The sequence below is a fragment of the Bradyrhizobium liaoningense genome (assembly GCF_018130785.1).
Classification (GTDB): Bacteria; Pseudomonadota; Alphaproteobacteria; order Rhizobiales; family Xanthobacteraceae; genus Bradyrhizobium; species Bradyrhizobium liaoningense_A.
The window spans coordinates 737,528-761,782 of sequence record NZ_JAFCJT010000002.1; the positions used below are offsets into that span (position 1 = coordinate 737,528).

Below are 24,255 nucleotides of genomic sequence, written 5' to 3' on the forward strand. Positions count from 1 at the left end.
CATTCCGACAACCGCTTAAGGCAGGGTCATTGAATTCGAATGACAACTGTGTCCGCGGCGCCCGTGGCATCGATGACGGTCAGCCGCGCAAAGCCGGGACCGGGCGGATCGATCAGCCGCTGGCGGCGGCCGTCGATCTCGCCGAGCGACGTTCCGTTAACCATGACGATCATGGGCAGGACGCCGCCGGCGACCTTCACGGGCATGGCCGCGCTCCCCTCGCCGCTGGAACGGTCGACATCGATCCGCGAGCCATTCAGCGGGAACTGGATATGCAGCGCCTGCTCGCCGCCGGTTCGCACCAGTTCCCCGACCGGGCGGAACCGTTTCAGCGGCAACGGCAACTTCGCGTTGCTTGCGACCAGGGTTCCTTTGGGCGGCTTCGGCAGCGGGGTCAGCGTCTTGCCGGTCCGGGCAAAGGCGTCGAACAGGATCGGTGCGGCGGCGACGCGCCCGATCAGGCCGGGAACCGGCGCGCCGTCCGGCCGCCCGACCCAGACGCCGATGGTCATGCGGCCGTCGAAGCCGACCGACCAGGCGTCGCGATAGCCGTAGGAGGTGCCGGTCTTGAACGCGATGCGGTTGTGGGCGGCATTTTCGGGCGGCGGCGTGCCCAGAAGCACGTTGCCGACCTGCCAGGCCGCGACCTGATCCAGCAGCCGCAGCGGTTCGCGGTCGTCCTTGTCCGCCATGACCTCGCGCAGCGGCTTGGCGGTGCCGAGCCGGGCGAAACCCGTATAGAGCTGGACGAGGTCCTGGAGCGTCACACCGACGCCGCCGAGTCCCATCGCGAGCCCCGGTGCCTCGTCCTTGGGCAGAACCAGATTGCCGCCGGCCTGTCGCAGCCGCGACGACAATCGGCTCGCGCCGACGCGGTCGAGCAGCACGATCGCCGGCACGTTCAGCGACAATTGCAGCGCCTTCTTCACCGGCACCGTGCCCTGGAACGTCATGTCGAAATTTTCCGGCGCATAGGAGCCGAAGCGGACCGGCCGGTCGTCGATCAAACTGTCCGGGTGGACGAAGCCGTCCTCGAAAGCCAGCCCGTAGATGAAGGGCTTTAGCGTCGACCCCGGCGAGCGGACGGCGCGGGTCATGTCGACCTGCCCCGCCCGGCTCTCGTCGAAATAATCGGCCGACCCGACGCGGGCGAGCACGTCGCCGCTCTCGTTGTCGACCACGATGATGCCGACCGAGATGTTGGGCCCGAGTGCAATGGCACGGTCGCGCGCCAGCGGCTCCAGCACCTTCTGCAGATTGGCATCGAGCGTCAGCTTGATGACCGGCGTATCCTTGACCATCGACAGCGCCGTGTCGGAGGCGTGCGGCGCGAGGATCGGCATCGGCTTGCGCAGTTTTGGGACGGGCACGGCCTTGGCCTGCTTCGCGTCCTCGAGGCTGACCACATGCTCCTCGACCATGCGGTCCAGCACGCGGTCGCGCGCCCTGCGTGCGGCCTCGGGATAGCGATCGAGCCGGCGCGTCTCCGGCGATTGCGGCAGCGCCACCAGCAGCGCGGCCTCGGCCAGCGACAGCCGCTTCGGCTCCTTGCCGAGATAGGCGATCGAGGCTGAGCGGATTCCTTCGAGATTGCCGCCATAGGGCGCCAGCGCGAGATAGAGATCGAGTATCTGCTCCTTGCTCAACGCTCGCTCGATCTCGATCGCGCGTACCATCTGCCGTAGTTTTGCGTAGAGCGAACGTTGCCGGCGAGGCTCCATCAACCGCGCAAGCTGCATGCTGATGGTCGAGCCGCCCGAGACGATGTGGCCGCGCGTTGCGAGCTGCAACGCGGCGCGCCCGAGCGCGAGCGGATCGATGCCGTCATGGGCGTAGAAGCGCTGGTCCTCATAGGCGAGCAGCAGTTTCAGATAGGTCGGGTCGACGTTCGCTTTTGTGTCGACCGGCAGCCGCCAGCGGCCGTCGGCCATCGCATAGGCGCGCAGCAGCTTGCCGTTGCGGTCGACGACCGTGGTGGAGACCTGGCGCGCCTCGTCGAGCGGGAGAGGACCGAGGGAGTAGACCCAGGAGACGAAGGCGATGACGCCGAGGATAAGCGAGAGCGCGACGGCAGAGAGGACACGAAGGGCCCTGCCCCTTGCTCCGTCATGGCCGGGCTTGTCCCGGCCATCCCCGTTCTTCGCCCGGGCACCAAAGTCCGTGGATGCCCGGGACATCTGCGCGAAGACGCGCTTCGCGCTTTTGCCCGGGCATGACGACGGAGTTTGGGGCGCCACCTCGCTCATCTCTCCACTCACTTCGCCGCCCGCACCTCGACAGTGCCCGTGCCGGTCCGGCCATAGCGCGAGGGATTGTACATGTCCTCGACATAGGCCTGCGGCAACACGTATTTGCCGGGCGAAACCGCGCGCACGACGTAGGCGACGGTGAAGACCGACTTGGAGTCCGAGGCGCGATCGACCGCCGCCGTGAAGCGGTCGTCACGGAACTCGGTATCTTCAGGCTCCTCGCCATCCTCGATCCAGTCCAGCGTGCCGCTGTCGCCCGACGACACCAGTTTTGGATTGTCGATCTCGAGGCCGGCGGGCAGATAGTCGGACACCATGATGTGGCCGTACTCGGGCTTCGCCTCGGTGATCTTCAGCACCACGGCGAAACGCTGGTTCTGCTTGACCTTGCTGATGTCGGCCGGCTTGCCGTCGAGCGTGAAGTAGTTGCGCTCGATCTTGAAGCCGTTCGATGCAGCCGGCTCCGGCGTGACCGGCGAGCCCGATACCGAAACCACCGCCTGAACCGGCGCATCGCCGGTGTTGGTGATCTTCAGCGGCTTGCCCTCCAGCGTCACGGCCTTGTAGCTGCGGTACAGCGCGGTCTTGACCGGCTGGCCGTCGACTTCCATCGACAGGTTCTCCTTGGCCAGCGCGCGCGCCGCCAGCACCAGCCACGCATTCTCCTGCGTGGATGTGTAGGGCGTCAGACCGCGCGCGGTCTCGACCCGCGACACCGCCTGCGTCAGCGTCGCCTTCGGCGCGTTGCCTTCGCTGGCAAGTGAGACCAGCGCGGCGGCATCGCGAAGCTGCGAGCCGTAGTCGGTGCGGCCGAACTCCAGCACCGGCTTCGGCGCAAGGCCGTCGAGGGCGGCACCGTAGACGCGTTCGGCGCGGTTGCGGTCGCCGACCAGCGCGAGCGCAGCCGCAAGCTGCGACTTCGCGATCGGGGTGGCGAGGTTGCTCAACTTGGTGTCGGCGAGATAGCGCAGATCGCCGATGGGCGCCGCGCCGTTACGCGCGAGCACGTAGAGTCCGTAGGCTAGATCGCGCCCGCCGTCCTTCTCGGGCTCGTTGCCGTTCACCACCGAATTGCGGATACGGTCGAGCGCGTTCTTGAACAGCACGTCCGGCACCACAAAGCCCTTTTCGCGGGCGCGGGTGAGGAAGTCCGTCACGTAGGCGTCGAGCCAGGCATCGTCGCCGCCGGCCGACCACAGGCCGAACGAGCCGTTGGAGCCCTGGCGCGCCAGGAGCCGCTCGATTGCATCGCGGATGCGCTGGTCGACCTCGGTGTCCATGGCCAGATGCGCGCCGGCGGCGAGCTCGTTGACATAGAGCAACGGCAACGCACGGCTCGTGATCTGTTCCGAGCAGCCATAGGGGTAGCGGTCGAGCGCCTTCAGGATCGTTGCGGCGTCGAGCGCCGTCGACAGGCTGGCCGAAACCGAGACGCTGCCCGTGCCCGAGACGAGATCGGAGAACATGTCCGAGGTCAGCGTCAGGCTTTCACCCTTCGCCAGCGTCCGGATCGAACGCCGCGCCAGCACCTGGGTCGCCGCCTTGACGTCGAGCGCATAGTGACGCGCCAGTGCCAGGCCGTTCGGTCCCTTGATGTCGACATCGAGCGTCGCCTGCCCCGCAGCCGTCGCGTCGATTGCCAGCGTAAACGCGTTGCGCTGCTTGGCGGCGAGCTTGACCGTGGTGGCGGGATTGCCGGTCATCTTCACCGGGCCGCCGGTCTTCACGTTGATGACGTAGTCGCCGGCCTGGCCCTCGACATTGTCGATCTCGAGGTTGAACGTGCCGTGGTCGCCATTGAGCAGGAAGCGCGGCAAGGTCGTGGTCAACACCACGGGATCGCGGATCACGACATCCGTGTTGGCGCGGCCGAGCTTTGTCGCAGTCCACGCCACCGCCATCACGCGCGCGGTGCCGGCGAACTCGGGGATATCGAAGCTCACTTCGGCGGTGCCGTCGGCGGCGACCGTGACGATGCCCGAGTAGAGCGCGAGCGGCTTTTGCGCGGGCGGAGAGCCCTGCAATTCGCCGGCGCCGGCATCGCCGCCGGACTTGATCTGTCCGCGGGTGCCCGACATGCCGTCGATCAGTTGCCCATAGAGATCGCGGATCTCCGCGCTCAGGCGGCGCTGGCCGAGATAGTAATCGTCCGGCGCCGGCGGCTTGTAATTGGTGAGGTTGAGGATGCCGACATCGACCGCGGCGATCACGACCTTGGCGTCCTCGCCCGGATTGAGCCCGTCGAGCTTGACCGGGATCTTCAACATCGCATTCGGCCGGATCAGTGCCGGCGGCGTCAGCTTCACCTGGAGCGTGCGGGTCTGCTTGTCGATGCCGAACCATTTGAGGCCGATCGCCCGACCCGGCATGCGCTGCGCGGCCGCATCGAGCGGACGGCGCAGCGTCGCCACCACATAGGCGCCGGTGCCCCAGTCCTTGCCCACAGGCAGCCTCACCTGCGCGGTACCTTCCTTGACGTCGATGGTCTGCGTCGTCAGCAGGCGGTCGCCGAGCACGTTGACGGTGAGCTTGCCGGCGCTGCGGACGTTCACCGATACCGTCATGGTGTCGCCGGAGGCGTATTGCGGCTTGTCGATCGAGGTCTCCAGCAGGTCCGGCGTGTCGGCGCTGCCGTCGGAATACCAGCCCACGTCGAACTGCACCGAGGTCACCGGACCGTCGGCATCGTTCGACTTCACATCGAGCCGGTAGCGGCCGGGCTGCGGGCTGAGCGAAATCCGCGACGGCTTGTCGGCAGCGATCGTCAAGTCGCCGTCGGAAACGCGCGAAGTCGATTTGACCGGCTCGTACTCCCAGTAATTGTTCTGGCGGTACCACTGGTAGCGCGACTCCATCTTCAGGAGCTCGTAGCGCAGGCCATCGCGGCGCAGCCTCTCACCTTCGGGCGAGACGAACACGACGTCGAACTCGGCCTTGTCGCCCTCGGCGACGTTCTTGTCGCCGAACAGTGGCTTGATGCCGATCATGGCGGTCGCGGGCGCGACCGGCAGCACGATCTTGCGCTCGACGGCACGGCCGCCTGTCTCGACCATGCGAACGAAGATCTGCGCCTCCTGCGGACGCGTCGAGGCGGGCTGCTTGTCCAGCGCCACCGGGAAGGTCGCAACGCCGTTGGCGTCGGCCTCCGGCAAATTCTCCAGCGGCGTGCGCTCGTTCGAGGTGGTCTCCTCGTCGGCGACGCCGAACTGGTAGCCGGCAAAGCCCGGGCGTTCGCTCGCGGGCGCGACCAGCATGTCGCCTTCGAGCTGGAGGCCCGAGGCCGGCGCGCCATAGAGGAAATGGCCATCAGCCTTAAGCTCCACCGGAGCGTTAGCTTTGATCAGCTTGTCCTTGGCGGACAAGTCGAATTCGATCCGATCGGGGACGTAGTCCTCGACCATGAAGGTGGTTTCGCCGACCGACGAGCCCTTCGGATCAGTGAAGGCGCGCACGCGCCAGGTCCCGGTCGGCACGGCTGAATTGAGCGGCACGGCCAGCGTGCGGCCCCCGGCGCCCTGGTCAGAGAGCACGGCGCGGCGGAATTCGACGCCGTCGGGGCGCTCGATCACCAGCGTCAGCGGCCCGCCGGTGACGGCATTGCCCTGCCCGTCGCGCAAGAGCGCGGTGAGATAGACGGTCTCGCTGGAGCGATAGACGCCGCGCTCGGCGTAGACGAAGGCGTCGGCTCCAACAGGCACCGCGCGCCCTGCAACGCCGCGGTCGGACAAGTCGAAGGCGGAGGTCTTCAGGCTCAGGAAGGCATAGTCGGCCTTCTCGCCGGTGACGGTGAGCATCGCCGGCGACAGCCCGCCCTCGCCGCGCGCAAGGCCCGCCTCGAACAGCACGTGGCCGCTATCGTCGGTCTTGCGGGTGGCCAGGATCTCGTTGTTGCGGGCAACCAGCCGCACCTCGGCTTTGCCGACCGGATCGGTCGAGGCCAGCGAATTGACGAAGACATGGATGCCGTCGTTGCCGGAATAGGCTGCGACCCCGAGGTCGGAGACGATGAACCATTGCGTTGCGAGCTGGTACTCGTCATCCGAGCCCGGCCCCTTGGCCGCGGCGGTCATCACGTAGACGCCGGGTTGAAGCTCTCCAAGCGCCTGGTCGACCGGAAATGCGGTCGTGACGTCCTGGTTCAGTGTCATCGCGGTCGTGAGCTCGCCGGACCAGACCTTGACGCCGCGCTCGCCGCCGAGATCGGCGAGCTGGTAGCGCGACAGCGTCTTCTGGAAATCGCTGTCGACGACCGCATTGATCAGATTGCGGTCGCCGATCCTGAAGACGTTGACGTTGACCGCGGGCGTGTTGACGCTGACCACGGGAATACCGCGCTGGCCGGTCCGCGGCAGCACATAGGCGCGGCTGGTGAAGCGCACGAACGGTTTGCGGTCCCGCACATAGACGTTGAACTCGGCCGATTTCGGCAGCCCCTCCTTCACGGTGGACGGCAGGCCGGCGCGCAGATTGATGTTGTAGCGCTCACCGTGCTTCAGCCCGTCGACGCAGAGCTGCTTGCCTTCGGCCGACAGCGCCGGCTTGTCCTGGCCCGCCAGCGCCAAATACGGCGCGAAATCGGTGCGCTTGGCCAGCTCTTCCGAGAACTGGAAGCAGGCGCGCGGGCTCGCCGAATCCGAGTCCACGGTATAGTCGAGCAGCCGGAAGCCGTGCTCGTCGCGCATCTTCTCGTACTGGCCGCGGACGTCGGCGACCTCGCGCAAGTCGAGCGACAGCCGCAGCGCGTCGAGCGCCGGCCGCCACAGCTTGCGTTCGGCCAGCGACTTGCCGAGCACGGCCAGCGCATCCGCCTCCTCGCCCGGGTTGCCGGCACGCTGATAGGCGATGTAGGCGGCGGTCGAGGCTCGCTCCAGCAGGAACGTCTGCTCGCTCGAGCTTTTCGGCGAGATCTGGAAGATCACCTTGGCGAGCCGCAGCCAGTTGCCGGTATCCTCCGGCGTGGTGGCGGCGATCTGGCCGAGCACCGACAGCCCGGTGCGGAAATCATTACGCCGGAAGGCGGCGTCGGCGTCGGTGCGCAGCGTCGCGCTGGTCTTGGCGACTGGCCCCGCTTCGCTCTTGATCTGCGCCTCTAGCTTGATGGCGGAATCGGCGAGGTCATCACGCTTGAACGCCTTGTCAGCGGCCTGCGCGGCCACAAGGCCGAACGCCAGCGTGGCGCAGAATGTGACGGCGCGAACAAGACCGATCATGAAGGACTCCCGGAAATCACGGCGAACGCCGCGTGAGCATGAAATGCGTGGAAAGGTGACGGACTCAAGGCGATGGAACCAAAGATGCAAATCGTCGCATTCGCCATGACAAGGCAAGCCCTGAGGAGACCGATCGAGATATCGCCGCGCGCGCCGTCCTGATGGCGCAGCACTACCTGACCCGTCGACCGGCGGCCGTGTCCCGGAAGCTGACCAGCGTTCCCGGCGATGTAATCCATCGTCCAGTCCGCTGCCGCTCAACCCGGCACCCTGACACCCCACCGTTCCGCTTTGTCGCTTTAGGTGCGAAAACGGTTCGGTTCAGGCTTGGCGAACCTGCGGATTTTTCATATGTGGCGTGATAGAAGACCGGCAGGCGGCAGCCGAGGCCGGTCTCAAGGCCGGCCTCAAGACGGTCCCATAGCTCAACTGGATAGAGTAGCGGATTTCTACTCCGCGGGTTGCAGGTTCGAGTCCTGCTGGGATCGCCAGCCATCGTCGAATTGACGAGGCTTTGGCTCGTGGCGCGAGGCATCGACTGCTAGTGACTCGTCCCCTACAGATTTCGGTGCCGTGAACGCACGGTCGCTGATCCGTCCGACTTCACGAACGCGTGGGCACCCTCGCCCCGGTCTTTGATCCAGACAGATGAGCCCTATCTATGCGCCGGGCGAAGTGCGCCCGATAAGGACTCCGATGCCGGCAACCGAATTGACGAGAATGGCTATCGCATCTGCGGTGGCGGTGATCGCAATTTCGTTCCTGGCAATCGACGCAGGCGTCGTAAACACCAGTGTGGTCACAAGGCGCATCGAGACGGCGCGGGCTTCCATTGCGGACGCGGCTGCGAGCCAGCATCAACTCGCCTTTGCCGTTCAGGCGTGGGCGCGTCCAAGCCGCCAGAAGGCGCACTCGGAGCCACACTTGGAGCACTGCCTGGCGATCGATTGATGCAGGCGGGGCATTAGCTCGGCCGACAGCGGCTTTTCGTCCATCTCCAAACTACCATTGCTTCGTTGCCCACCACCGGGCAATGGCCGTCGCAAGATCATTCCACAGTTCGGTCGGAAGGTCAGGGACCGCAACCCGGACGCTGTACTGATCCGTGGTCGCGTTGCGAAACCACTCGGTCGCGGCGAAGTCGAAGCCGAAGCTGCCGGCGTGGCGAATGGGGAAGCCTTCGCGGCCCAGATCGCCGCTCATGTCTTCGGCGGCCTGCCGTGCGGTCGCCTCACTGAGGGCGTCCCTGCCTCGAAGCGTGACATAGAGGCCGTGGGTGAAATGCAGTTCGGCCGAGAGCGACGCCAGCTCGGAGGCGAAATATCGCGCCGTGTGGCGGCCGTTGCGCAGGATTGCAGCGACACGCTTTCCGGTTAGAGCCCAATAGTCCGCCGTGCCCACGAACGGCGGAAAATGCGCCGGCAGCGCCGCGCCGCCAAGAAGCCGCACGGCATTGCGGGTTTCCGCCGCAAGGCATTCGGACATCAAACGGCTTGCGTCGAGGTCCTTCCCATTCCAGCGCACGAAAACCGCCGAACCGAGCCGCCCGTATTCCACCCCGAGCGAATCCAGCTTGTTATGGCTTCGCACCATCACCACGGGAATTCCGCATCGGCCTGCCCATCTCAGGACACGTCGGATGCGGCCCGATCTGCCGGCGAAACATGTCGTGTCGAAGATCAGCAGGTCGAGCGCCGAGCCGTCGCAGCGCAAAGCCGCGTCGAACGCCCCGGCCAAGGCGCATGAATCCAGCAGCAGAATTCGCGATGAGCCGGCCGGAGCAAACGCTTCTTCCAGCGGCGACTTCAGCGTGACAAGCCGCAAATGAGAGACAAAGCCGTCGATCAGTTCCAACGTCTCGCCGTAAGTGCCTGGCAGCACCAGAATATCGGCCCCGTCGATGATCCCTGCGGATGCGAGCAGCAACGCCGAGATCGCGGCCATGCCGGAGGCGGTGTAGATCGTCTCGCCGGTGCAACCGCGCGCGAGTTCATAGAACGCGGGACCGTGCACCTCGAGATCGGCCCGCTGGTAATCGTAGCTGAAGGCAAACGGACCGCTCGCAGGAGACGCGGTCGCGGACCACGCCGTCTCGGTCGCCTTCCAGTCGCGCAGCTCATGCTCCGCCCGCAGCGCTGCAGCGATCCGGAATTTGGCTGTGATGACCTCATCGACCGACCGCAGACAAGGAAGATGAAGCGGGTCTCTCAGGCAGTCATTCAGCAGCCCGATTTCCCTGCGCTTGCGGTCCAGATAGGTCTCAACGGTCTCCATGCGACTCTTGATGCAAATCTCGTCGGCAATATCGACACGCCCGACCAGCGCCTCGTTTGTTCACGATCCGACTCCACTTCGTTCCCGAAACACGAATCGCCCTTCCGGCAGTCGGCGCGGAGCATGTCTTAATGCCGCGTTTCGCTCGCTCGGATCGTTCATGCATCCAAAGCCACGAGCGCGGACCGCAACCGGTAGGCGTCGATCGCGGCGTTCGACAGCAGCAGCCTCCGCCGCTCGCCACGCAGCATCATGCGATCGATCCGGTTCAGGATGAAGCGGGCCGAATCCCTGCGCTCACCGGTGAGCAGGCCGGATTGGTCGAGATATTTCCATGCGATCTCGAAAGACTGTGCGCGCAATTCGGGGTCTGTCATAGCCGCCCAACGTCGGCGGGGAACGGACGTTCCTAACCGTGCAACGTCAGTCCGGCGCGACGAAATGCGCAGCGCCGTGGAACGAGATCACGGCCAGCACGTTGGCTGCAACGAAATGGAGTGGTGCCGACCCGCCAGCCCCGGTCGGCTTTGAAGGGCCCCGTGCTCGTCCCCGAGCACGGGGCTTTCTCATGCATGCCCACCAGCTTCCCAACCCCGGCCGACCATTGACGCGAGATCTCGCCGAGGGGGCGATCAGTCCGTCTGCTCTTCGCGACGGTCGCGGGCGAGCTGATGCCAGGCCAGAGCCAGCTGGATCAGTCGCTGCCGGTCGGCACCGTCGGAGGACGCCGCGGCCCGCTTCATCGCGGCCTCGGCTTCGTGCTGTGGGTCGTACTTGGGACACATGAGGTCGAATCTAACCGACCGATATGGACGGGCCGATGGCAATTTCGTCCGTATGAATGCGGGGTAGTTTTCTCGTCGTCCCGCTCCCCAAGACGCATCTGTGAACTGCGTCACAGCCTGCCCCCGGCGTCTCGGCTAAACATCGCTTCAACCGCTCGCACCGCCGCGAGAGGGCATGGGTGGTCTGTCATGACACAAGAAGCAACAGCCGAGGCTCACGTCCCGACACGACGCGTAAGGCCCGACCTGTTCGGCGCCACGTTTCTTGCCACCATCGGTATCGTGATGCTGGCCTGGATCGCAGGCCTGGTCTGGGCCGCGATCGCGTTCTTCAACTGGCTGGTGTGACGCGCGAAGCGATCAGTATCGCTTCAGCAAACAATACGCTGCCCCGACAAAAAGAGACGGGCCTGCGCCCGCCTCCTTGTTTCAGACCTTGCCGGGAGCCTCAGTAACACGCGCGAGGATCGGCCTGCACATACTGGCCGCTCGGATAGCGGTAGTAGCAATTGCCCTGGGCCAGATAATAGCCGGGCCGCGAGGCAGCCGTGGCGCCGGCGATCGCGCCGGTGGCGCCGCCGATCACCGCACCTGCGGCCGCGCCCGAGGCGTTGCCCGAGATCAGGCCGCCCAGCACGCCGCCGACGATGGCGCCGCCAAGCGCGCTTGCGCCGGGATCAGCCGGTGGCGGAGGCGGCGGCGGTTCGTAGGCGACGGGAGGCGGCGCCGGGGCATATGCCACCGGCACGTCGTCGATGTAATCCTCGGAGATGTAGGCCGGCGGGCCGGCCATCCGCTGCGGATAATAGTACCAGACGCCACCGACGTCCCACCACCAGCCGGAGCGGCCGTTGCGGACCTCGTGGCGCCAGCGCCCGCCATCCCAGGCGCGATTGCCGCGATAGGCGTGTCCGCCCCAGTCGCGCTCCGGTGCGGGGCCCCTGGCGTAATTGCGTCCGGGCGGCGGGCCGCCTGCTCCGTGCGGGCCGGGACCGGGGCCGCCGGCGTGGGGCTGGCCGCCGGGCTGTTGCGCGGGCCGGGCCGCCTGCTGCGGCGGGGGGCCCTTGCGCATGTTCTGATTGTTCTGGGGCGGCGCACCGGCGCCGGGCCCCGCAGGCGCCTGGGCCGGGGGTCTTGGCGGCAATGAGTCCTGTGCCCGCGCCGAAAGGGCAACAAGGGACATGGCCGAAACCAAGGGAATGATGATCTTCATGCGGTTGGACGCACTCATGCGTGCTTGACCCCCTACTCTCGCGATTGCCGTGGCGCCTAGCGCGATAGACGATTCGCCTCGCGCCTGGCTGATGCCGACTGACATAACTGCCCTGCTTTGGTCGGCTAAGTCCCGTTACAAATGATTAAGATCAGGGCAATTTTCGGCCCTAGGGGGCCGCCGGAATCGTTCTAGCGCGCCGGCTCGATCACATTGCAGTTGGTCCGCCCCGACATCAGGCAGTCCTGCATCTTGCTGGCCGACGTCAGATCGCGGGCGAGCCACCAGCCGACACCGAGGATCACGATCGCGATGATCAACCCGGCAATCGCCCCACGACGGTTGTCGCCGGATTGAGGTTTGGCGAGGGATTTGGACTTTTTGTCCGGTTCGGGCTTGGATTCGGACTTTGACTCGGACTTGGACATGGCTGACCGATCGCCGGGGTGAGCCGGCTTTAGCACCTCTGCGACGTCGCGTCACATCCCGGTCGATCTCTCGAGTTCAGCCCCGGGTCTGCCGGATTGCATCCTTGCGCGAGGTTTCGACCGCCGGGGTGGCCCGCGGTGCGCAGGTCGTGAGCAAGAATGCGGTCCGGGTGCATTCCCAATCCGCGCCGAGGACGGCACTTTCGATCGGCTTCGGGCGGGCGAGCAACAGCGCGACGCCGGTCAGCGCGACCACCGCGACGGCGATCGCGAGCGCCTTCGGGCTTAGTTGGAAGATCATCATGCCCGTGCTCCGTCTCGTACCGGGCGGACGCTAGGCGCCGCTCCGTGTGATCCCTTATGAGGGAAATCACAATTCGGCAGTTTTTCGGGGCTACGAGAGATCGTCGGGGGTGGCGATTTTTCGTCTACCTGATCGGCTGCGATTATGGGTGGCTTCGCGACGCGCGTCGATGTACACGCTTCTGCGTCGCGTGGTGCCCGCTATGCCCAGCCGACGTACCAACAGGCAATGATGTAGGATCGGAAGCGAGGAAGACAAGGCTCGTCGATGAGTGGATTCAGGGAACCCGGTTTCGCAGACCGGCAAAAGGCGGCGCAGGACGCACGCAAAAATCTTTTGAACAAATTCAAGTCGCAGCCCGGGCAGGACGACCCGGCGGTGGTGGCACGTCGTGCTGAGCGCGAGGCACTCGCGGCCAAGCGCGCCGAGGCAAAGGCCGCCCGCGAAGCCGAAAAGGCCGAGCAAAAGCGCATTGCGGAAGAAGCTGCAGCGGCCGAAGCCGCGCGGATCGCACGCGAAGCGGAGGAAGCGATCGCCAGGCAGGCTGAAATCGAGGCCGAGCAAAAGGCCAAGCGCGACGCCCGCTACGCCGCCCGAAAGGCCAAGCGGAAGTAACGTTCGCAAGTCACGTTCAACTCAAGTCACGTTCAATTGAAGTTGAACCGAGACATCACCGGGGCGGTCCATGTGACCGCCCTCGGACTTTCAAGCGTGCGCTTCCGCTTTCGCAGACGTTGCCACGGCGGCGGAAGATCAGTTCTTCTTCATCATCCCGTCGTCTTTCTTCATCCCGTCCTTCGACATGTGGTCCTTCTTCATGCCGTCGTCCTTGGACATGGTGTCCTTCTTCATGCCGTCCTTGGACATCGTGTCCTTCTTCATCATACCGTCGTCCTTGCCCATCTTGTCCTGGGCAAAAGCGGCCGGCGACAGCCCGAGGCCAAGTGACAGAGCGGCAGCCGAGACGCCGAGCACGATGCGGGTGCGAATGGTCATGAGTGATTTCCCTTCGAGATGGTGTTTGTCAGCGACGGACGCCGCTATCTGATCTCGACGGATTGCCCGCTGGCGTTGTTACGCGCCCACCGACAAAATTTCTGCGGGCCGGCTACGCGAGCGGTAGGTGTGCACCGCAGCAAAGTCGGCACTTGCCGCGGCATTCGGTCTCGAACTATCAGATGAGAGAATATTGGGTGAAAGACCGGCTAGGATGGACTACGCGCCGGTCTCAAAGACCCAGCCCACCTCACACCAAACAAGAACCGGCCAAGACCGTCCAAGGGGATACCACCATGCTCACGCGCCGTCATCTGATCGCGACCGCCGTCGCCGCACCCGCCATTCTTCGCTTCGGCACCGGAACCGCGCACGCCGCGACCACGCTGAAGATCTCGCATCAATTCCCGGGCGGTACCATCGACAAGGGCGACTTCCGCGACCGGCTCTGCCGCATGTTCGCGGCTGAAGTCGCCAAGCGCAGCAACGGCGACATCGCCGCGGAAATCTATCCGAACTCCTCGCTGATCAAGACCAACGCGCAGTTCTCGGCGATGCGCAAGGGCGCGCTCGACATCAGCCTCTATCCGATGCCTTACGCTGGCGGTGAGTTGCCGGAGACCAATATCGGCCTGATGCCGGGCCTCGTGACCACCTACGACCAGGGCATGCGCTGGAAGAAGGAGCCGGTCGGCAAGGCGCTGACCGACTTCCTCGCCGACAAGGGCATCATCCTTCTCACCTGGGTGTGGCAGGCCGGCGGCGTCGCCAGCCGCTCCAAGCCGATCGTCGCCCCTGAAGATGCCAAGGGCATGAAGGTGCGGGGCGGCTCGCGCGAGATGGACATGGTGCTCCAGACCGCCGGCGCCTCGGTGCTCTCGGTGCCGTCGAACGAAATCTACGCGGCGATGCAGACCGGCGCCTGTGATGCCGGTATCACCTCCTCGACCAGCCTGATCTCGTTCCGGCTCGAAGAGGTCGCGAAGTCGCTGACCTCGGGTGCGGGCGCCTCCTACTGGTTCATGCTCGAGCCGCTGATGATGTCGAAGGCGATCTTCGACAAGCTGCCGAAGAACCAGCAGGACGTCCTGCTCGCGGTCGGCACCGAGCTCGAGGCCTTCGGCCGCAAGGGCGCGCAGGACGACGACATCGAGGTCGCCAAGGTCTACGAGAAGGCCGGCGCCAAGGTCTCGGCGCTCGATGCCGCCACCGTCGGCAAATGGCGCGACATCGCCCGCGACACCGCGTGGAAGGACTACGGCGCCAAGACCAAGACCGCTGCCAACCTGCTCAAGCTCGCCTCCGACGTCGGCGCATGAGCCACGGTCCGCTTCCGGATCGTGACGACCAAGCGAACGCTGCCGCAAGGACCGGCCTTGCGGCGGCGATCGATCGCGGTCTCGCCGTCCTCAACCGCATCATCGTCGTGTTCGCCGCGATCGCGCTGGTCGCGGCCTGCGCCATCCTGAGCTACAGCGTGCTCAGCCGCGCCCTGTTCAAGGCCGCCAATTACTGGCAGGACGAGGCCGCCGTATTCCTCCTGGTCGGCGCGACCTTCATGACGGCGGCCTATGTGCAGCAGAACCGCGGCCATATCGGCATCGAGGCCTTTGTCGGCCTGCTGTCGCCGCTCGCGAACCGGATCAGGCTCTGGCTGGTCGATGTCGCGACGTTCCTGTTCTGCGCCTTTTTCACCTGGAAGTCCTGGACGCTGGCCCATGAAGCCTATGTCGACGGCCAGGTCTCGAACTCGATGTGGTCGCCGCCGCTCGCCATTCCCTATTCGCTGATGGCGCTCGGGATGAGCCTGCTCTGCGTCCAGATCCTCGTGCAGCTTGCGCTGCCTTTCGCAGGAGCCAGGCGTCCATGAGCGTTTTCGGTATCGGCCTCGCCTATGGAATCGCGACGCTGGTCGTCATGTTCTCAGGCATGCCGATCGCGTTCGCGCTTGGCGCGGTCGCGGTCGTGTTCATGGGCATTTACATGCCCGCCGCTTCCCTGGATACGGTGACGCAGAATGTCTACGAGGAAATGGCCTCGATCACGCTGCTGTCGATCCCGCTCTTCATCCTGAAGGGCGCCGCGATCGGCAAGTCGCGCGCCGGCCAGGATCTCTATTCGGCCCTGCATGCCTGGCTGCATCGCGTCCCCGGTGGCTTGGGCGTCGCCAACGTGTTCGCCTGTGCGCTGTTCGCGGCGATGGCGGGCTCGAGCCCAGCGACCTGCTCGGCGATCGGATCAGCCGGCATCCCCGAGATGCGCAAGCGCGGCTATTCCGGCGGCTTCGCGGCCGGCATCATCGCAGCCGGCGGCACGCTCGGCATTCTGCTGCCCCCCTCGATCACCATGATCCTGTTCGCGGTCGCCGCCGAAAAATCGCTCGGCCGGCTGTTCCTGGCCGGCATCGGCCCCGGCCTGCTGCTGGTCTCGCTGTTCGGGGCCTATGCGGTGATCCGCTTCCGCCAGGAATATGCCGCTGCCGAAGCGATCTACAAGAATGGCGGGCCCGAAGCTGCGATCCTGGCCCGCGACGAATACACGCTCGCCGAACGCTTCAGCGTACTGCCGCGCGTGATCCCGTTCGTGCTGCTGCTGACCGGCGTCATGATCGCGCTCTATGGCGGCTACGCCACGCCATCGGAAACCGCCGGCCTCGGCGGCCTCCTCGCGCTCGCGCTGATCGCGGCGATCTACAGCGTGTGGCGCCCGAGCGACCTCGCGCCCATCATGAAGTCGACGATCCGGGAATCGACCATGCTGATGATGATCATCGGCATGTCGCTGCTCTATTCCTACGTGATGAGCTATCTGCACATCTCGCAATCGGTCGCCGAATCCATCGTCGCGATGCACCTACCACGCTGGGAGCTGCTGTTCGCGATCCTGGTCATGGTCGTCGTGCTCGGCTTCTTCCTGCCGCCGGTCTCGATCATCCTGATGACGGCGCCGATCATCTTGCCGCCGCTCCGCGCCGCCAATTTCGATATCATCTGGTTCGGCGTCGTCATGACCATCGTGATGGAGATGGGGCTGATCCATCCACCGGTCGGCCTCAACATCTTCGTCATCCGCAACGTCGCACCCGATATTCCCTTGCGCGAGGTGATCTGGGGCACCCTGCCCTTCGTGTTGCTGATGATGCTCGCGGTGCTGCTGCTGTGCCTCTTCCCGGGGATCTCGACCGGGCTGCCCGATCTGGTGATGGGGCCGGACGGGAGCAAATAGGGGCGATCGCGATTGCCGTAGGGTGGGCAAAGACTTCTTCGCCGTAGCTCGAAGAGCGAGGGCGGAAGCGTGCCTACCACTTACTGGCGAGATCACAGAGAGATGGTGGGCACGGCGCTACGCACCTTTGCCCACCCTACGAGGCTAGGAAGCAGCCCGCTTCTTCTTCGCGTTCAGCGCAGACGCCACGCGGCTCACCGGCGGCTTGCCCAGCACGCCGCTCATCGCGTTCGTCGCCGCCAGCAGCTTGTCCATGTCGACGCCGGTCCTGATGCCCATGCCTTCAAGCATGTAGACGACGTCCTCGGTCGCGACATTGCCGGTTGCGCCCGGGGCGTAGGGACAGCCGCCGAGGCCGCCGGCGGCAGCGTCGATCACGCGGACGCCCTCCTCCATCCCGGCATAGAGATTGGCGAGCGCCTGGCCGTAGGTGTCGTGGAAATGCATCGCGAGATTGGCCGGCGGAATATTGGCGATGACCGCGCGCAGCATGTCCTTCGCCTTGGCCGGCGTGCCCACGCCGATGGTGTCGCCGAGCGAGATCTCGTAGCAGCCGAGCTCCCACAGCGTGTTGGCGAGATCGGCGACCGCCTTCGGCTTGATCTCGCCGTCGAACGGACAGCCGAGCACGCAGGAGATATAGCCGCGCACCGGCACGCCGTCGGCCTTGGCGCGCGCCAGCACGGGCTTGAACCGCTCGATGGACTCCGCGACCGTGCAGTTGATGTTGGCGCGCGAGAAGCCTTCCGAGGCCGCCGCGAACACGGAGACGACTTGCGCGCCGGCAGCGCGCGCGGCGTCATAGCCCTTCTCGTTCGGCACCAGCACGTGGAATTCGGCGCCCTTGACGTGCCTGACGCCGCGCAGCACGGCGTCCGAGCTCGCCATCTGCGGGATCGCCTTGGGCGAGACGAAGGCTCCGACCTCGACCGTGGTGAGGCCGGCCGCGACCAGCGCCTCGACGAAGGCGATGCGGGCCTCGACGCTGACGGGCGTCTTCTCGTTCTGGAGGCCGTCGCGCGGCCCCATTTCGATGATGCGGACGGGGGCGCTCATGTCATTCTCCAGAAGGCTCGACAACGGCGAGCTCGACGCCCTCCTGGACGATGTCGCCGACCTTGCACTTGATGGATTTCAGCACGCCGGCATAGGGTGCCCGCAACGTCTGCTCCATCTTCATCACTTCGAGGGTGAGGATCGGCGCGCCTTTTTCGAGCTTGGCGCCCTCCTCGGCCAGCACGGCGACGACCGTGCCCGGCAGCGGCGCTGCGATCTTGTCCTCGCCGACATGCTCCTCGCTTTCGCCGCCGAATGGATCGACCCAGTGCAGGTCGAAACGACCATTGCGCGTGCGCAAGTAGAGCTCATGGCCGTCGATCACCGCCGCAACCTGCGATTTGACGCCATCCAGCGTCAGGTCGAAGCCGCCATCCTTCGGCGCAACTGTGAACGCCAGCTCACGCTCTCCGATCACCAGCGTCGACGGCCCGCTGCCATAGTTCATCGTGATCTTCTGTTCAGGTCCATGGCCGACGCGGAAGGCAAAGCTGCGCTGGCGGCGGCCGACCGGCATCCAGCCAAAAGTCTGCCACGGCGAATTCGCCTCGCCTTGCGCAGCCTGCCGCTCGTCATTGACGATCGCGGCCACGGCGGCGCAGAGCTCGAGCTCGCCGGGCGCCGGCGGAGCCGAGGCCAATACCGCCAGCTCGCGCTCGATGAAGCCGGTGTCGATGGCGTTGGTCCGCACCTTCGGATGCGTCATCAGCGCCGACAGGAACGGAATGTTGGTGACGATGCCGCGGACGTCGGACTCTTGCAGCCCGCGATTCAGCCGCTCGATCGCGACGTCCCGCGTCGGCGCCCACGCGATCATTTTTGCGAGCATCGCATCATAATAGGGCGACACGCTGTCGCGCTCGCGATAGCCGGCGTCGATCCGCAAGCCGCCGGTCTCTGCAGGCAAGCGCCAGGTCGAGATCTTTCCGACCGACGGCATGAAGTTCTTGGTCGGGTTTTCGGCGTAGACGCGCGCCTCGACCGCGTGGCCGTTGAGGCGGATCTCATCCTGCTTCAGCGGCAGCGCCTCGCCGAAGGCGACGCGCAGCTGCCATTCGACGAGATCGATCCCGGTGATCAGCTCGGTCACGGGATGCTCGACCTGAAGACGCGTGTTCATCTCGATGAAGAACACGTCCTTGCCGTCGGAGACGAACTCGATCGTACCGGCGCCGACATAGTTCACCGCGCCCGCCGCCTTTCGCGCTGCGGCGCAGACCGTCTCGCGCTGGGCAGCATTCAGCGTCGGCGACGGCGCCTCCTCGATCACCTTCTGGTGCCGGCGCTGCAGCGTGCATTCGCGCTCGAACAGCGAGACCAGATTGCCGTGGCTGTCGCCGATGATCTGCACCTCGATGTGACGGGGATTGTCGACATATTTTTCGATCAGCATGGTGTCGTCGCCGAACGCTGCCTTGGCTTCGCGCTTGGCGCTGACGATCGCGGATCCAAGCTCGGCCGCCGAGCGCACGATGCGCATGCCGCGGCCGCCACCGCCGGCGGACGCCTTCACCAGAATGGGGAAGCCGATCTTGTCGGCCGCCTTCGCCAGCGTCGCCTCGTCCTGGGCCTCGCCATGATAGCCGGGCACCAGCGGCACGCCGGCCTTCTCCATCAGCGCCTTGGAGCCGGACTTCGAGCCCATCGCGGTCATCATCCCGGCGGTCGGGCCGACGAACACCAGCCCGGCGTCCAGGCAGGCTCGCGCGAATTCGGCATTCTCCGACAGGAAACCGTAGCCGGGATGCACGGCCTCGGCGCCGGTCTTGCGCGCGGCCTCGATCAGCCGCTCGACATTGAGATAACTATCCCGCGCGCGTGCCGGGCCGAGTAGCACGGCCTCGTCCGCGAGCGCGACATGCATCGCATCGCGGTCGGCCTCGGAATACACCGCGACCGTGCGCAGGCCCATGGCGCGCGCGGTGCGGATGACGCGAGCTGCGATCTCGCCGCGGTTGGCGATCAGGAGCGTGTGGAAACGCCGGTAGAGCATTGAGCGGTCCATCGCATCACATCCTGAACAGGCCGAATTTCGTTGGTTCGAACGGCGCATTCGACGCCGCCGAAAGGCCGAGCCCGAGCACGAGCCGGGTGTCGGCCGGATCGATCACGCCGTCGTCCCATAGCCGCGCGGTCGCGTAATACGGATGCCCCTGGCTCTCATATTGCGCGCGGATAGGCTCGCGGAACTTATCTTCCTCTTCCTTCGACCAGCTATCGCCCTTGGCCTCGATGTTGTCGCGCCGGACCTGGCTCAGCACCATCGAGGCCTGCTCGCCGCCCATCACCGAGATGCGCGCGTTCGGCCACATCCAGAGGAAGCGCGGCGAGTAGGCGCGGCCGCACATGCCGTAATTGCCGGCGCCGTAGGAGCCGCCGATCACCACGGTGAATTTCGGCACCGAGGCGGTCGCAACCGCCGTCACCAGCTTGGCGCCGTCGCGCGCGATGCCGCCGGCCTCGTACTTCTTGCCGACCATGAAGCCCGTGATGTTTTGCAGGAACACAAGCGGAATGCCGCGCTGGCAGCACAGCTCGATGAAATGCGCGCCCTTCAGCGAGCTCTCGCTGAACAGGATGCCGTTGTTGGCGATGATGCCGACCGGATAGCCCCAGACATGAGCGAAGCCGCAGACCAGCGTCGTGCCGTAGAGCTTCTTGAACTCGTCGAACTCGGAGCCGTCGACGACGCGGGCGATGATGTCGCGCACGTCGAACGGTTTTCTGCCGTCGACGGGCACGACGCCGTAGATCTCGTCCGCCGCGAACAGCGGATCGCGCGGCTTGCGCATGTTGAGGTTCGGCCGCACGGATGGCTTCAGCGTGCCGACGATGCGCCGGGCGATGCCGATCGCGTGGGCGTCGTTCTGGGCGTAATGATCGGTCACGCCGGACTGGCGCGAATGCACGTCGGCGCCGCCGAGCTCCTCCGCACTCACCACCTCGCCGGTCGCGGCCTTCACCAGCGGTGGGCCGCCGAGGAAGATGGTGCCTTGATTGCGCACGATGATGCTCTCGTCGGACATCGCGGGGACATAGGCGCCGCCGGCGGTGCAGGAGCCCATCACGATCGCGATCTGCGGAATGCCCTGGGAGGACATCTGCGCCTGGTTGTAGAAGATGCGGCCGAAATGGCGCTCGTCCGGAAAGATCTCGTCCTGGAGCGGCAGGAAGGCGCCGCCGGAATCGACCATGTAGACGCAGGGAAGGTTGTTCTGCCGCGCCACGTCCTGCGCGCGCAGATGCTTCTTCACGGTCATCGGGTAGTAAGTGCCGCCCTTGATGGTGGCGTCGTTGGCGACGATCACGCATTCGCGGCCCGAGATGCGCCCCACCCCGGTGATGACGCTCGCCGAATGCACGTCACCGCCATACAGGCCGTACGCCGCCAACGGTGACAGCTCCATGAACGACGTGCCGGGATCGACCAGCAGGTCGACGCGCTCGCGCGCCAGCATCTTGCCGCGCGCGGTGTGGCGGTTGCGCGAGACCTCGCCGCCGCCGCCGGCGACCTGGCTCAACTTTTCGCGCAGGTCCGCGACGAGGCCGCGCATGGCCTCGGAATTGCGCGCAAAATCTGATGAAGACGTATCGATGCTGGAATGGAGCGGCATGTTGATTCCAATGAGGTGAAGGTTTCAGGCCGTCTCAGCCATCAGCTCGCGGCCGATCAGCATACGGCGCACTTCCGACGTACCTGCGCCAATCTCGTAGAGCTTTGCGTCGCGCCAGAGACGTCCGACCGGAAACTCGCTGGTATAGCCGACGCCGCCGAGCGCCTGGATCGCCTCGCCGGCCATCCAGGTCGCCTTCTCCGCGGAATAGAGGATCGCGGCGGCAGAATCCTTGCGCAGCGTGCGCGCATGATCGGTACGGTCGCAAGCCCGCCCGACGGCATAGACATAGGCGCGGGTGGCCTGCCAGGTCGAATACATGTCGGCGAGCTTGCCCTGCATGAGCTGGAAATCGCCGATCGGCTGGCCGAACTGCTTGCGTTCGTGCATGTAGGGCACCACCGCGTCCATGCAGGCCGCCATGATCCCGAGCGGGCCACCCGAGAGCACCGCGCGCTCATAGTCGAGGCCGGACATCAGCACCTTGACGCCCTCGCCGACCTTGCCGAGCACGTTCTCCTCCGGCACCTCGCACTCGTCGAAGAACAAGGGATAGGTGTTGGAGCCGCGCATGCCGAGCTTGTCGAGATGCTGGCCGTGGGTGAACCCCTTGAAGCCCTTCTCGATCAGGAACGCGGTCATGCCGCGCGGTCCCGCCTCCGGATCGGTCTTGGCATAGACGACCAACACGTCGGCGTCGCCGCCATTGGTGATCCACATCTTGGAGCCGTTGAGCACGTAGCGGTCGCCGCGCTTGTCGGCGCGCAGCTTCATCGAGACGACGTCGGAGCCGGCGCCGGGCTCGGACATCGCCAGCGCGCCGACATAGTCGCCGGAGATCAGTTTTGGCAGATAGCGTGTGCGCTGCGCGTCGTTGCCGTTGCGGCGGATCTGGTTGACGCAGAGGTTGGAATGGGCGCCGTAGGACAGCCCGACCGCGGCAGAGCCGCGCGAAATCTCCTCCATCGCGACGATATGAGCGAGATAGCCCATGTTGGAGCCGCCATATTGCTCGGGCGCGGTCATGCCGAGCAGGCCGAGGTCGCCAAAGCGCTTCCAGAGGTCGGCCGGGAACAGATTGGCCTTCTCGATCTCGGCGGCGCGCGGAGCGACCTCCGCTTCGACGAAGGCGCGCAGCGTGTCGCGCAGCATGCTGATGTCTTCGCCCAGATCGAAATCGATGCTCGGGATGTTCAAGGCGATTCCTCCGTATTCTTGTCGGGTCCGAACCTACCCCCGCCCGGGCGTCCTGGCGGTCGAAAAGGTTGCATTTTCCGCCAAGTTTGGCGAGGATTTTTCATGCCTTTTCAAGCCGCGACCGCGACGCCCCGCCGCGCCATGACCCCAGCCGCCTTCGTCCGCGGCGTGGTTGCCGCTTATGCCCTTTACGGACGGGATCCGGCCGAAGCCTTGGGCAAGGGGCAGGTCACCGAGGACCTCGTTCGATCCTGGGACGGACGGGTGACGGCGGCCCAGTTCGAGGCGCTGGCCGGCCACGCCATGCGCGAGCTCGACGACGAGGCGCTCGGCTGGTTCTCGCGCCGGCTGCCTTGGGGAACCTATGGCTTGCTGTGCCGCGCCTCGATCACGGCCCCCAATCTCGAAGTCGCGCTAAAGCGCTGGTGCCGGCATCATCGCCTGCTGACCGAGGATGTGCTGTTCGAGCTCTCGCTTGGTGATGAGACTGCGACCATCTCCATTCGCGAGCAGCGCGACCTCGGCCCCTTGCGTGAATTCTGCCTGGTCACGCTGCTCCGCTATGTCCTCGGCTTCTCCTGCTGGGCCGTCGATTCCGCGATCGCCCTGCGTGCGGCCGAGTTTCCCTATTCCGAGCCGGGCCACGTCTCGGTCTATCCGACGATCTTCTGCAGGCATTTGAGCTTTGATGCGGACGGCGCCCGCATCGTCTTCGACAAACATTATCTCTCTCTGCCGCTCACCCGCAGCCCCGCCGATCTCGACAGCATGCTCAAGGGCGCGCTGCGGCTCACCGTGCTGCCCTACCGGCGCGACCGGCTCCTGGTCGAGCGCGTCCGCCGCGTGCTGCGCAATGCACGCGGACGCATTCTCGGCGCCGAGGATGTCGCAAGCGAGCTGGCGCTCTCCACCCGCACCATGCATCGGCGCCTGCGCGAGGAAGCGACCTCGCTGCGCGATCTCAAGGAAGAGGCAAAGTTCGAGCTCGCCAAGCAGGAGCTGATGCGCGGCCGGACGCCGATCAAGCGGATCGCGGAGATCGCCGGCTTCCGCAACGAGAAGAGCTTTTCGCGTGCCTTCCGCACCTGGACCGGCGCTAGCCCGCGCGAATTTCGCGGCCGGTATCGCTGAGGCGCTCAGAAGAGCGTCGTCGCCTGATTGTCATCAAATAGCGGCCCCCGAGATAAACCTCGAAGGCCGCGAAGTCTCGAAACTGGTCTTGAATTCCGCAGTTAGTTCGAGTTGATCTGCCCGCCCGAGCGATGCTTGCCGCGCGACTGCGTCTGCTTCGGCTGGAAGGCGAGCGCATCGTTGCTGGTCTTTGCGCCGGCGGCCTGCGAACACGTGCCGCCGATGCCGCCGGCAGCGGCGCGACAGGCTTCCATCGTCGGATAGCCGCAGCCGTGCGCAGCCTGGGCGCCGTTGGTGATGCAGTAGTCGTCCGCCTTCGCTGACGGAGCGGTGATCATGAGAAACGCAGAGGCGAACAGCGTCGCAGCGGAGGCGACGAACGTCTTCGAGGTCGAGGTCATGTTGTCTTTTCCTGCTTCAGGGTCCCACAAAAGCATCCTCGGCATGCGATGCACGCCAAGGCCCACACCTCGCATGTAGGCCAGACACCTGCCCCGACAATCACGATCCAGCGCATCGCAGGGCTTCGCAAATCACATGTCACAGTTAGGTGAGTTACTAAGCTATATGACC

22 protein-coding genes and 1 tRNA gene are annotated in these 24,255 nt (G+C 65.5%); 8 read left to right on the forward strand and 15 right to left on the reverse strand.

What is annotated here, in order from left to right:
* Positions 1 to 26: 26 nt before the first annotated feature.
* The 3 genes from pbpC to JQ627_RS09105 all read right to left on the reverse strand — a co-directional run bounded on the left by pbpC (position 27) and on the right by JQ627_RS09105 (position 7,698).
* Positions 27 to 2,177 (reverse strand): penicillin-binding protein 1C, encoded by a 2,151-nt coding sequence (pbpC, locus tag JQ627_RS09095; protein WP_212483843.1) that lies wholly within the window; start codon positions 2,175 to 2,177, stop codon positions 27 to 29.
* A gap of 77 nt (positions 2,178 to 2,254) precedes the next feature.
* A complete protein-coding gene (locus JQ627_RS09100; protein WP_212483844.1) occupies positions 2,255 to 7,459 on the reverse strand; it encodes an alpha-2-macroglobulin in 5,205 nt (1,734 codons plus the stop codon).
* Entirely contained in the window at positions 7,456 to 7,698 is a 243-nt protein-coding gene (locus JQ627_RS09105; RefSeq protein WP_212483845.1) for a hypothetical protein, read from the reverse strand. The genes JQ627_RS09100 and JQ627_RS09105 overlap by 4 nt, the downstream gene beginning before the upstream one ends.
* A 175-nt stretch (positions 7,699 to 7,873) precedes the next feature.
* Here JQ627_RS09105 and JQ627_RS09110 point away from each other — a divergent pair.
* Positions 7,874 to 7,950, forward strand: a tRNA-Arg gene (locus JQ627_RS09110).
* 157 nt (positions 7,951 to 8,107) lie between these two features.
* On the forward strand, positions 8,108 to 8,410 hold the full coding sequence (locus JQ627_RS09115) for a hypothetical protein (RefSeq protein WP_249142962.1): 303 nt from the start codon (positions 8,108 to 8,110) through the stop codon (positions 8,408 to 8,410).
* A 51-nt stretch (positions 8,411 to 8,461) separates the two neighbouring features.
* Here JQ627_RS09115 and JQ627_RS09120 read toward each other — a convergent pair whose 3' ends face one another.
* The 3 genes from JQ627_RS09120 to JQ627_RS09130 form a co-directional block, all read right to left on the reverse strand.
* Positions 8,462 to 9,733: a hypothetical protein gene (locus JQ627_RS09120; RefSeq protein ID WP_212483846.1), complete on the reverse strand. Its 1,272-nt coding sequence runs from the start codon at positions 9,731 to 9,733 to the stop codon at positions 8,462 to 8,464.
* A gap of 158 nt (positions 9,734 to 9,891) precedes the next feature.
* Positions 9,892 to 10,110 carry a hypothetical protein gene (locus JQ627_RS09125; protein WP_212483847.1) on the reverse strand — a complete coding sequence of 73 codons (219 nt, stop codon included), beginning with the start codon at positions 10,108 to 10,110 and terminating at the stop codon, positions 9,892 to 9,894.
* A 255-nt stretch (positions 10,111 to 10,365) separates the two neighbouring features.
* Positions 10,366 to 10,518: a hypothetical protein gene (locus tag JQ627_RS09130; protein ID WP_212483848.1), complete on the reverse strand. Its 153-nt coding sequence runs from the start codon at positions 10,516 to 10,518 to the stop codon at positions 10,366 to 10,368.
* 189 nt (positions 10,519 to 10,707) lie between these two features.
* On the opposite strand from JQ627_RS09130, the gene JQ627_RS09135 reads away from it, so the two are divergent.
* Complete coding sequence (locus JQ627_RS09135; RefSeq protein ID WP_212483849.1) at positions 10,708 to 10,866, forward strand: hypothetical protein; 159 nt, start codon at positions 10,708 to 10,710, stop codon at positions 10,864 to 10,866.
* A gap of 100 nt (positions 10,867 to 10,966) precedes the next feature.
* Here JQ627_RS09135 and JQ627_RS09140 read toward each other — a convergent pair whose 3' ends face one another.
* From JQ627_RS09140 to JQ627_RS09150, 3 genes are all read right to left on the reverse strand, one after another.
* On the reverse strand, positions 10,967 to 11,749 hold the full coding sequence (locus JQ627_RS09140) for a hypothetical protein (protein WP_212483850.1): 783 nt from the start codon (positions 11,747 to 11,749) through the stop codon (positions 10,967 to 10,969).
* 173 nt (positions 11,750 to 11,922) lie between these two features.
* Positions 11,923 to 12,159, reverse strand: a complete 237-nt coding sequence (locus tag JQ627_RS09145; RefSeq protein ID WP_212483851.1) for a hypothetical protein — start codon at positions 12,157 to 12,159, stop codon at positions 11,923 to 11,925.
* A gap of 76 nt (positions 12,160 to 12,235) precedes the next feature.
* Positions 12,236 to 12,463, reverse strand: coding sequence for a hypothetical protein (locus tag JQ627_RS09150; RefSeq protein WP_212483852.1), 228 nt, complete (start codon positions 12,461 to 12,463; stop codon positions 12,236 to 12,238).
* A gap of 267 nt (positions 12,464 to 12,730) precedes the next feature.
* On the opposite strand from JQ627_RS09150, the gene JQ627_RS09155 reads away from it, so the two are divergent.
* The gene (locus tag JQ627_RS09155) at positions 12,731 to 13,078 is read left to right on the forward strand and encodes a DUF6481 family protein (RefSeq protein ID WP_212483853.1); all 348 of its coding nucleotides are present in this window, start codon (positions 12,731 to 12,733) and stop codon (positions 13,076 to 13,078) included.
* Positions 13,079 to 13,216: 138 nt separating this feature from the next.
* Here JQ627_RS09155 and JQ627_RS09160 read toward each other — a convergent pair whose 3' ends face one another.
* Positions 13,217 to 13,459, reverse strand: a complete 243-nt coding sequence (locus tag JQ627_RS09160) for a pentapeptide MXKDX repeat protein (protein ID WP_212483854.1) — start codon at positions 13,457 to 13,459, stop codon at positions 13,217 to 13,219.
* 296 nt (positions 13,460 to 13,755) lie between these two features.
* Here JQ627_RS09160 and dctP point away from each other — a divergent pair, with 296 nt between their 5' ends.
* From dctP to JQ627_RS09175, 3 genes are read left to right on the forward strand one after another with little or no spacing between them, the layout of a single operon-like run.
* Positions 13,756 to 14,778, forward strand: a complete 1,023-nt coding sequence (dctP, locus tag JQ627_RS09165; RefSeq protein ID WP_212483855.1) for a TRAP transporter substrate-binding protein DctP — start codon at positions 13,756 to 13,758, stop codon at positions 14,776 to 14,778.
* Positions 14,775 to 15,329 carry a TRAP transporter small permease gene (locus tag JQ627_RS09170; RefSeq protein ID WP_212483856.1) on the forward strand — a complete coding sequence of 185 codons (555 nt, stop codon included), beginning with the start codon at positions 14,775 to 14,777 and terminating at the stop codon, positions 15,327 to 15,329. Before dctP ends, JQ627_RS09170 begins: the two co-directional genes overlap by 4 nt.
* Positions 15,326 to 16,684, forward strand: coding sequence for a TRAP transporter large permease (locus JQ627_RS09175; protein ID WP_212483857.1), 1,359 nt, complete (start codon positions 15,326 to 15,328; stop codon positions 16,682 to 16,684). Before JQ627_RS09170 ends, JQ627_RS09175 begins: the two co-directional genes overlap by 4 nt.
* Before the next feature lie 144 nt (positions 16,685 to 16,828).
* Here the strand turns inward: JQ627_RS09175 and JQ627_RS09180 are convergent, their stop codons facing one another.
* From JQ627_RS09180 to JQ627_RS09195, 4 genes are read right to left on the reverse strand one after another with little or no spacing between them, the layout of a single operon-like run.
* Entirely contained in the window at positions 16,829 to 17,740 is a 912-nt protein-coding gene (locus tag JQ627_RS09180) for a hydroxymethylglutaryl-CoA lyase (protein ID WP_212483858.1), read from the reverse strand.
* A gap of 1 nt (position 17,741) precedes the next feature.
* Positions 17,742 to 19,745, reverse strand: coding sequence for an acetyl/propionyl/methylcrotonyl-CoA carboxylase subunit alpha (locus JQ627_RS09185; protein WP_212483859.1), 2,004 nt, complete (start codon positions 19,743 to 19,745; stop codon positions 17,742 to 17,744).
* A 4-nt stretch (positions 19,746 to 19,749) separates the two neighbouring features.
* Positions 19,750 to 21,354, reverse strand: coding sequence for a carboxyl transferase domain-containing protein (locus JQ627_RS09190; RefSeq protein WP_212483860.1), 1,605 nt, complete (start codon positions 21,352 to 21,354; stop codon positions 19,750 to 19,752).
* Between the two features lie 24 nt (positions 21,355 to 21,378).
* Positions 21,379 to 22,551 carry an isovaleryl-CoA dehydrogenase gene (locus JQ627_RS09195; RefSeq protein WP_212483861.1) on the reverse strand — a complete coding sequence of 391 codons (1,173 nt, stop codon included), beginning with the start codon at positions 22,549 to 22,551 and terminating at the stop codon, positions 21,379 to 21,381.
* 102 nt (positions 22,552 to 22,653) lie between these two features.
* Here JQ627_RS09195 and JQ627_RS09200 point away from each other — a divergent pair, with 102 nt between their 5' ends.
* A complete protein-coding gene (locus tag JQ627_RS09200; protein ID WP_212483862.1) occupies positions 22,654 to 23,682 on the forward strand; it encodes an AraC family transcriptional regulator in 1,029 nt (342 codons plus the stop codon).
* Between the two features lie 101 nt (positions 23,683 to 23,783).
* Here JQ627_RS09200 and JQ627_RS09205 read toward each other — a convergent pair whose 3' ends face one another.
* Positions 23,784 to 24,083: a DUF3551 domain-containing protein gene (locus tag JQ627_RS09205; protein ID WP_212483863.1), complete on the reverse strand. Its 300-nt coding sequence runs from the start codon at positions 24,081 to 24,083 to the stop codon at positions 23,784 to 23,786.
* Positions 24,084 to 24,255 lie beyond the last annotated feature (172 nt).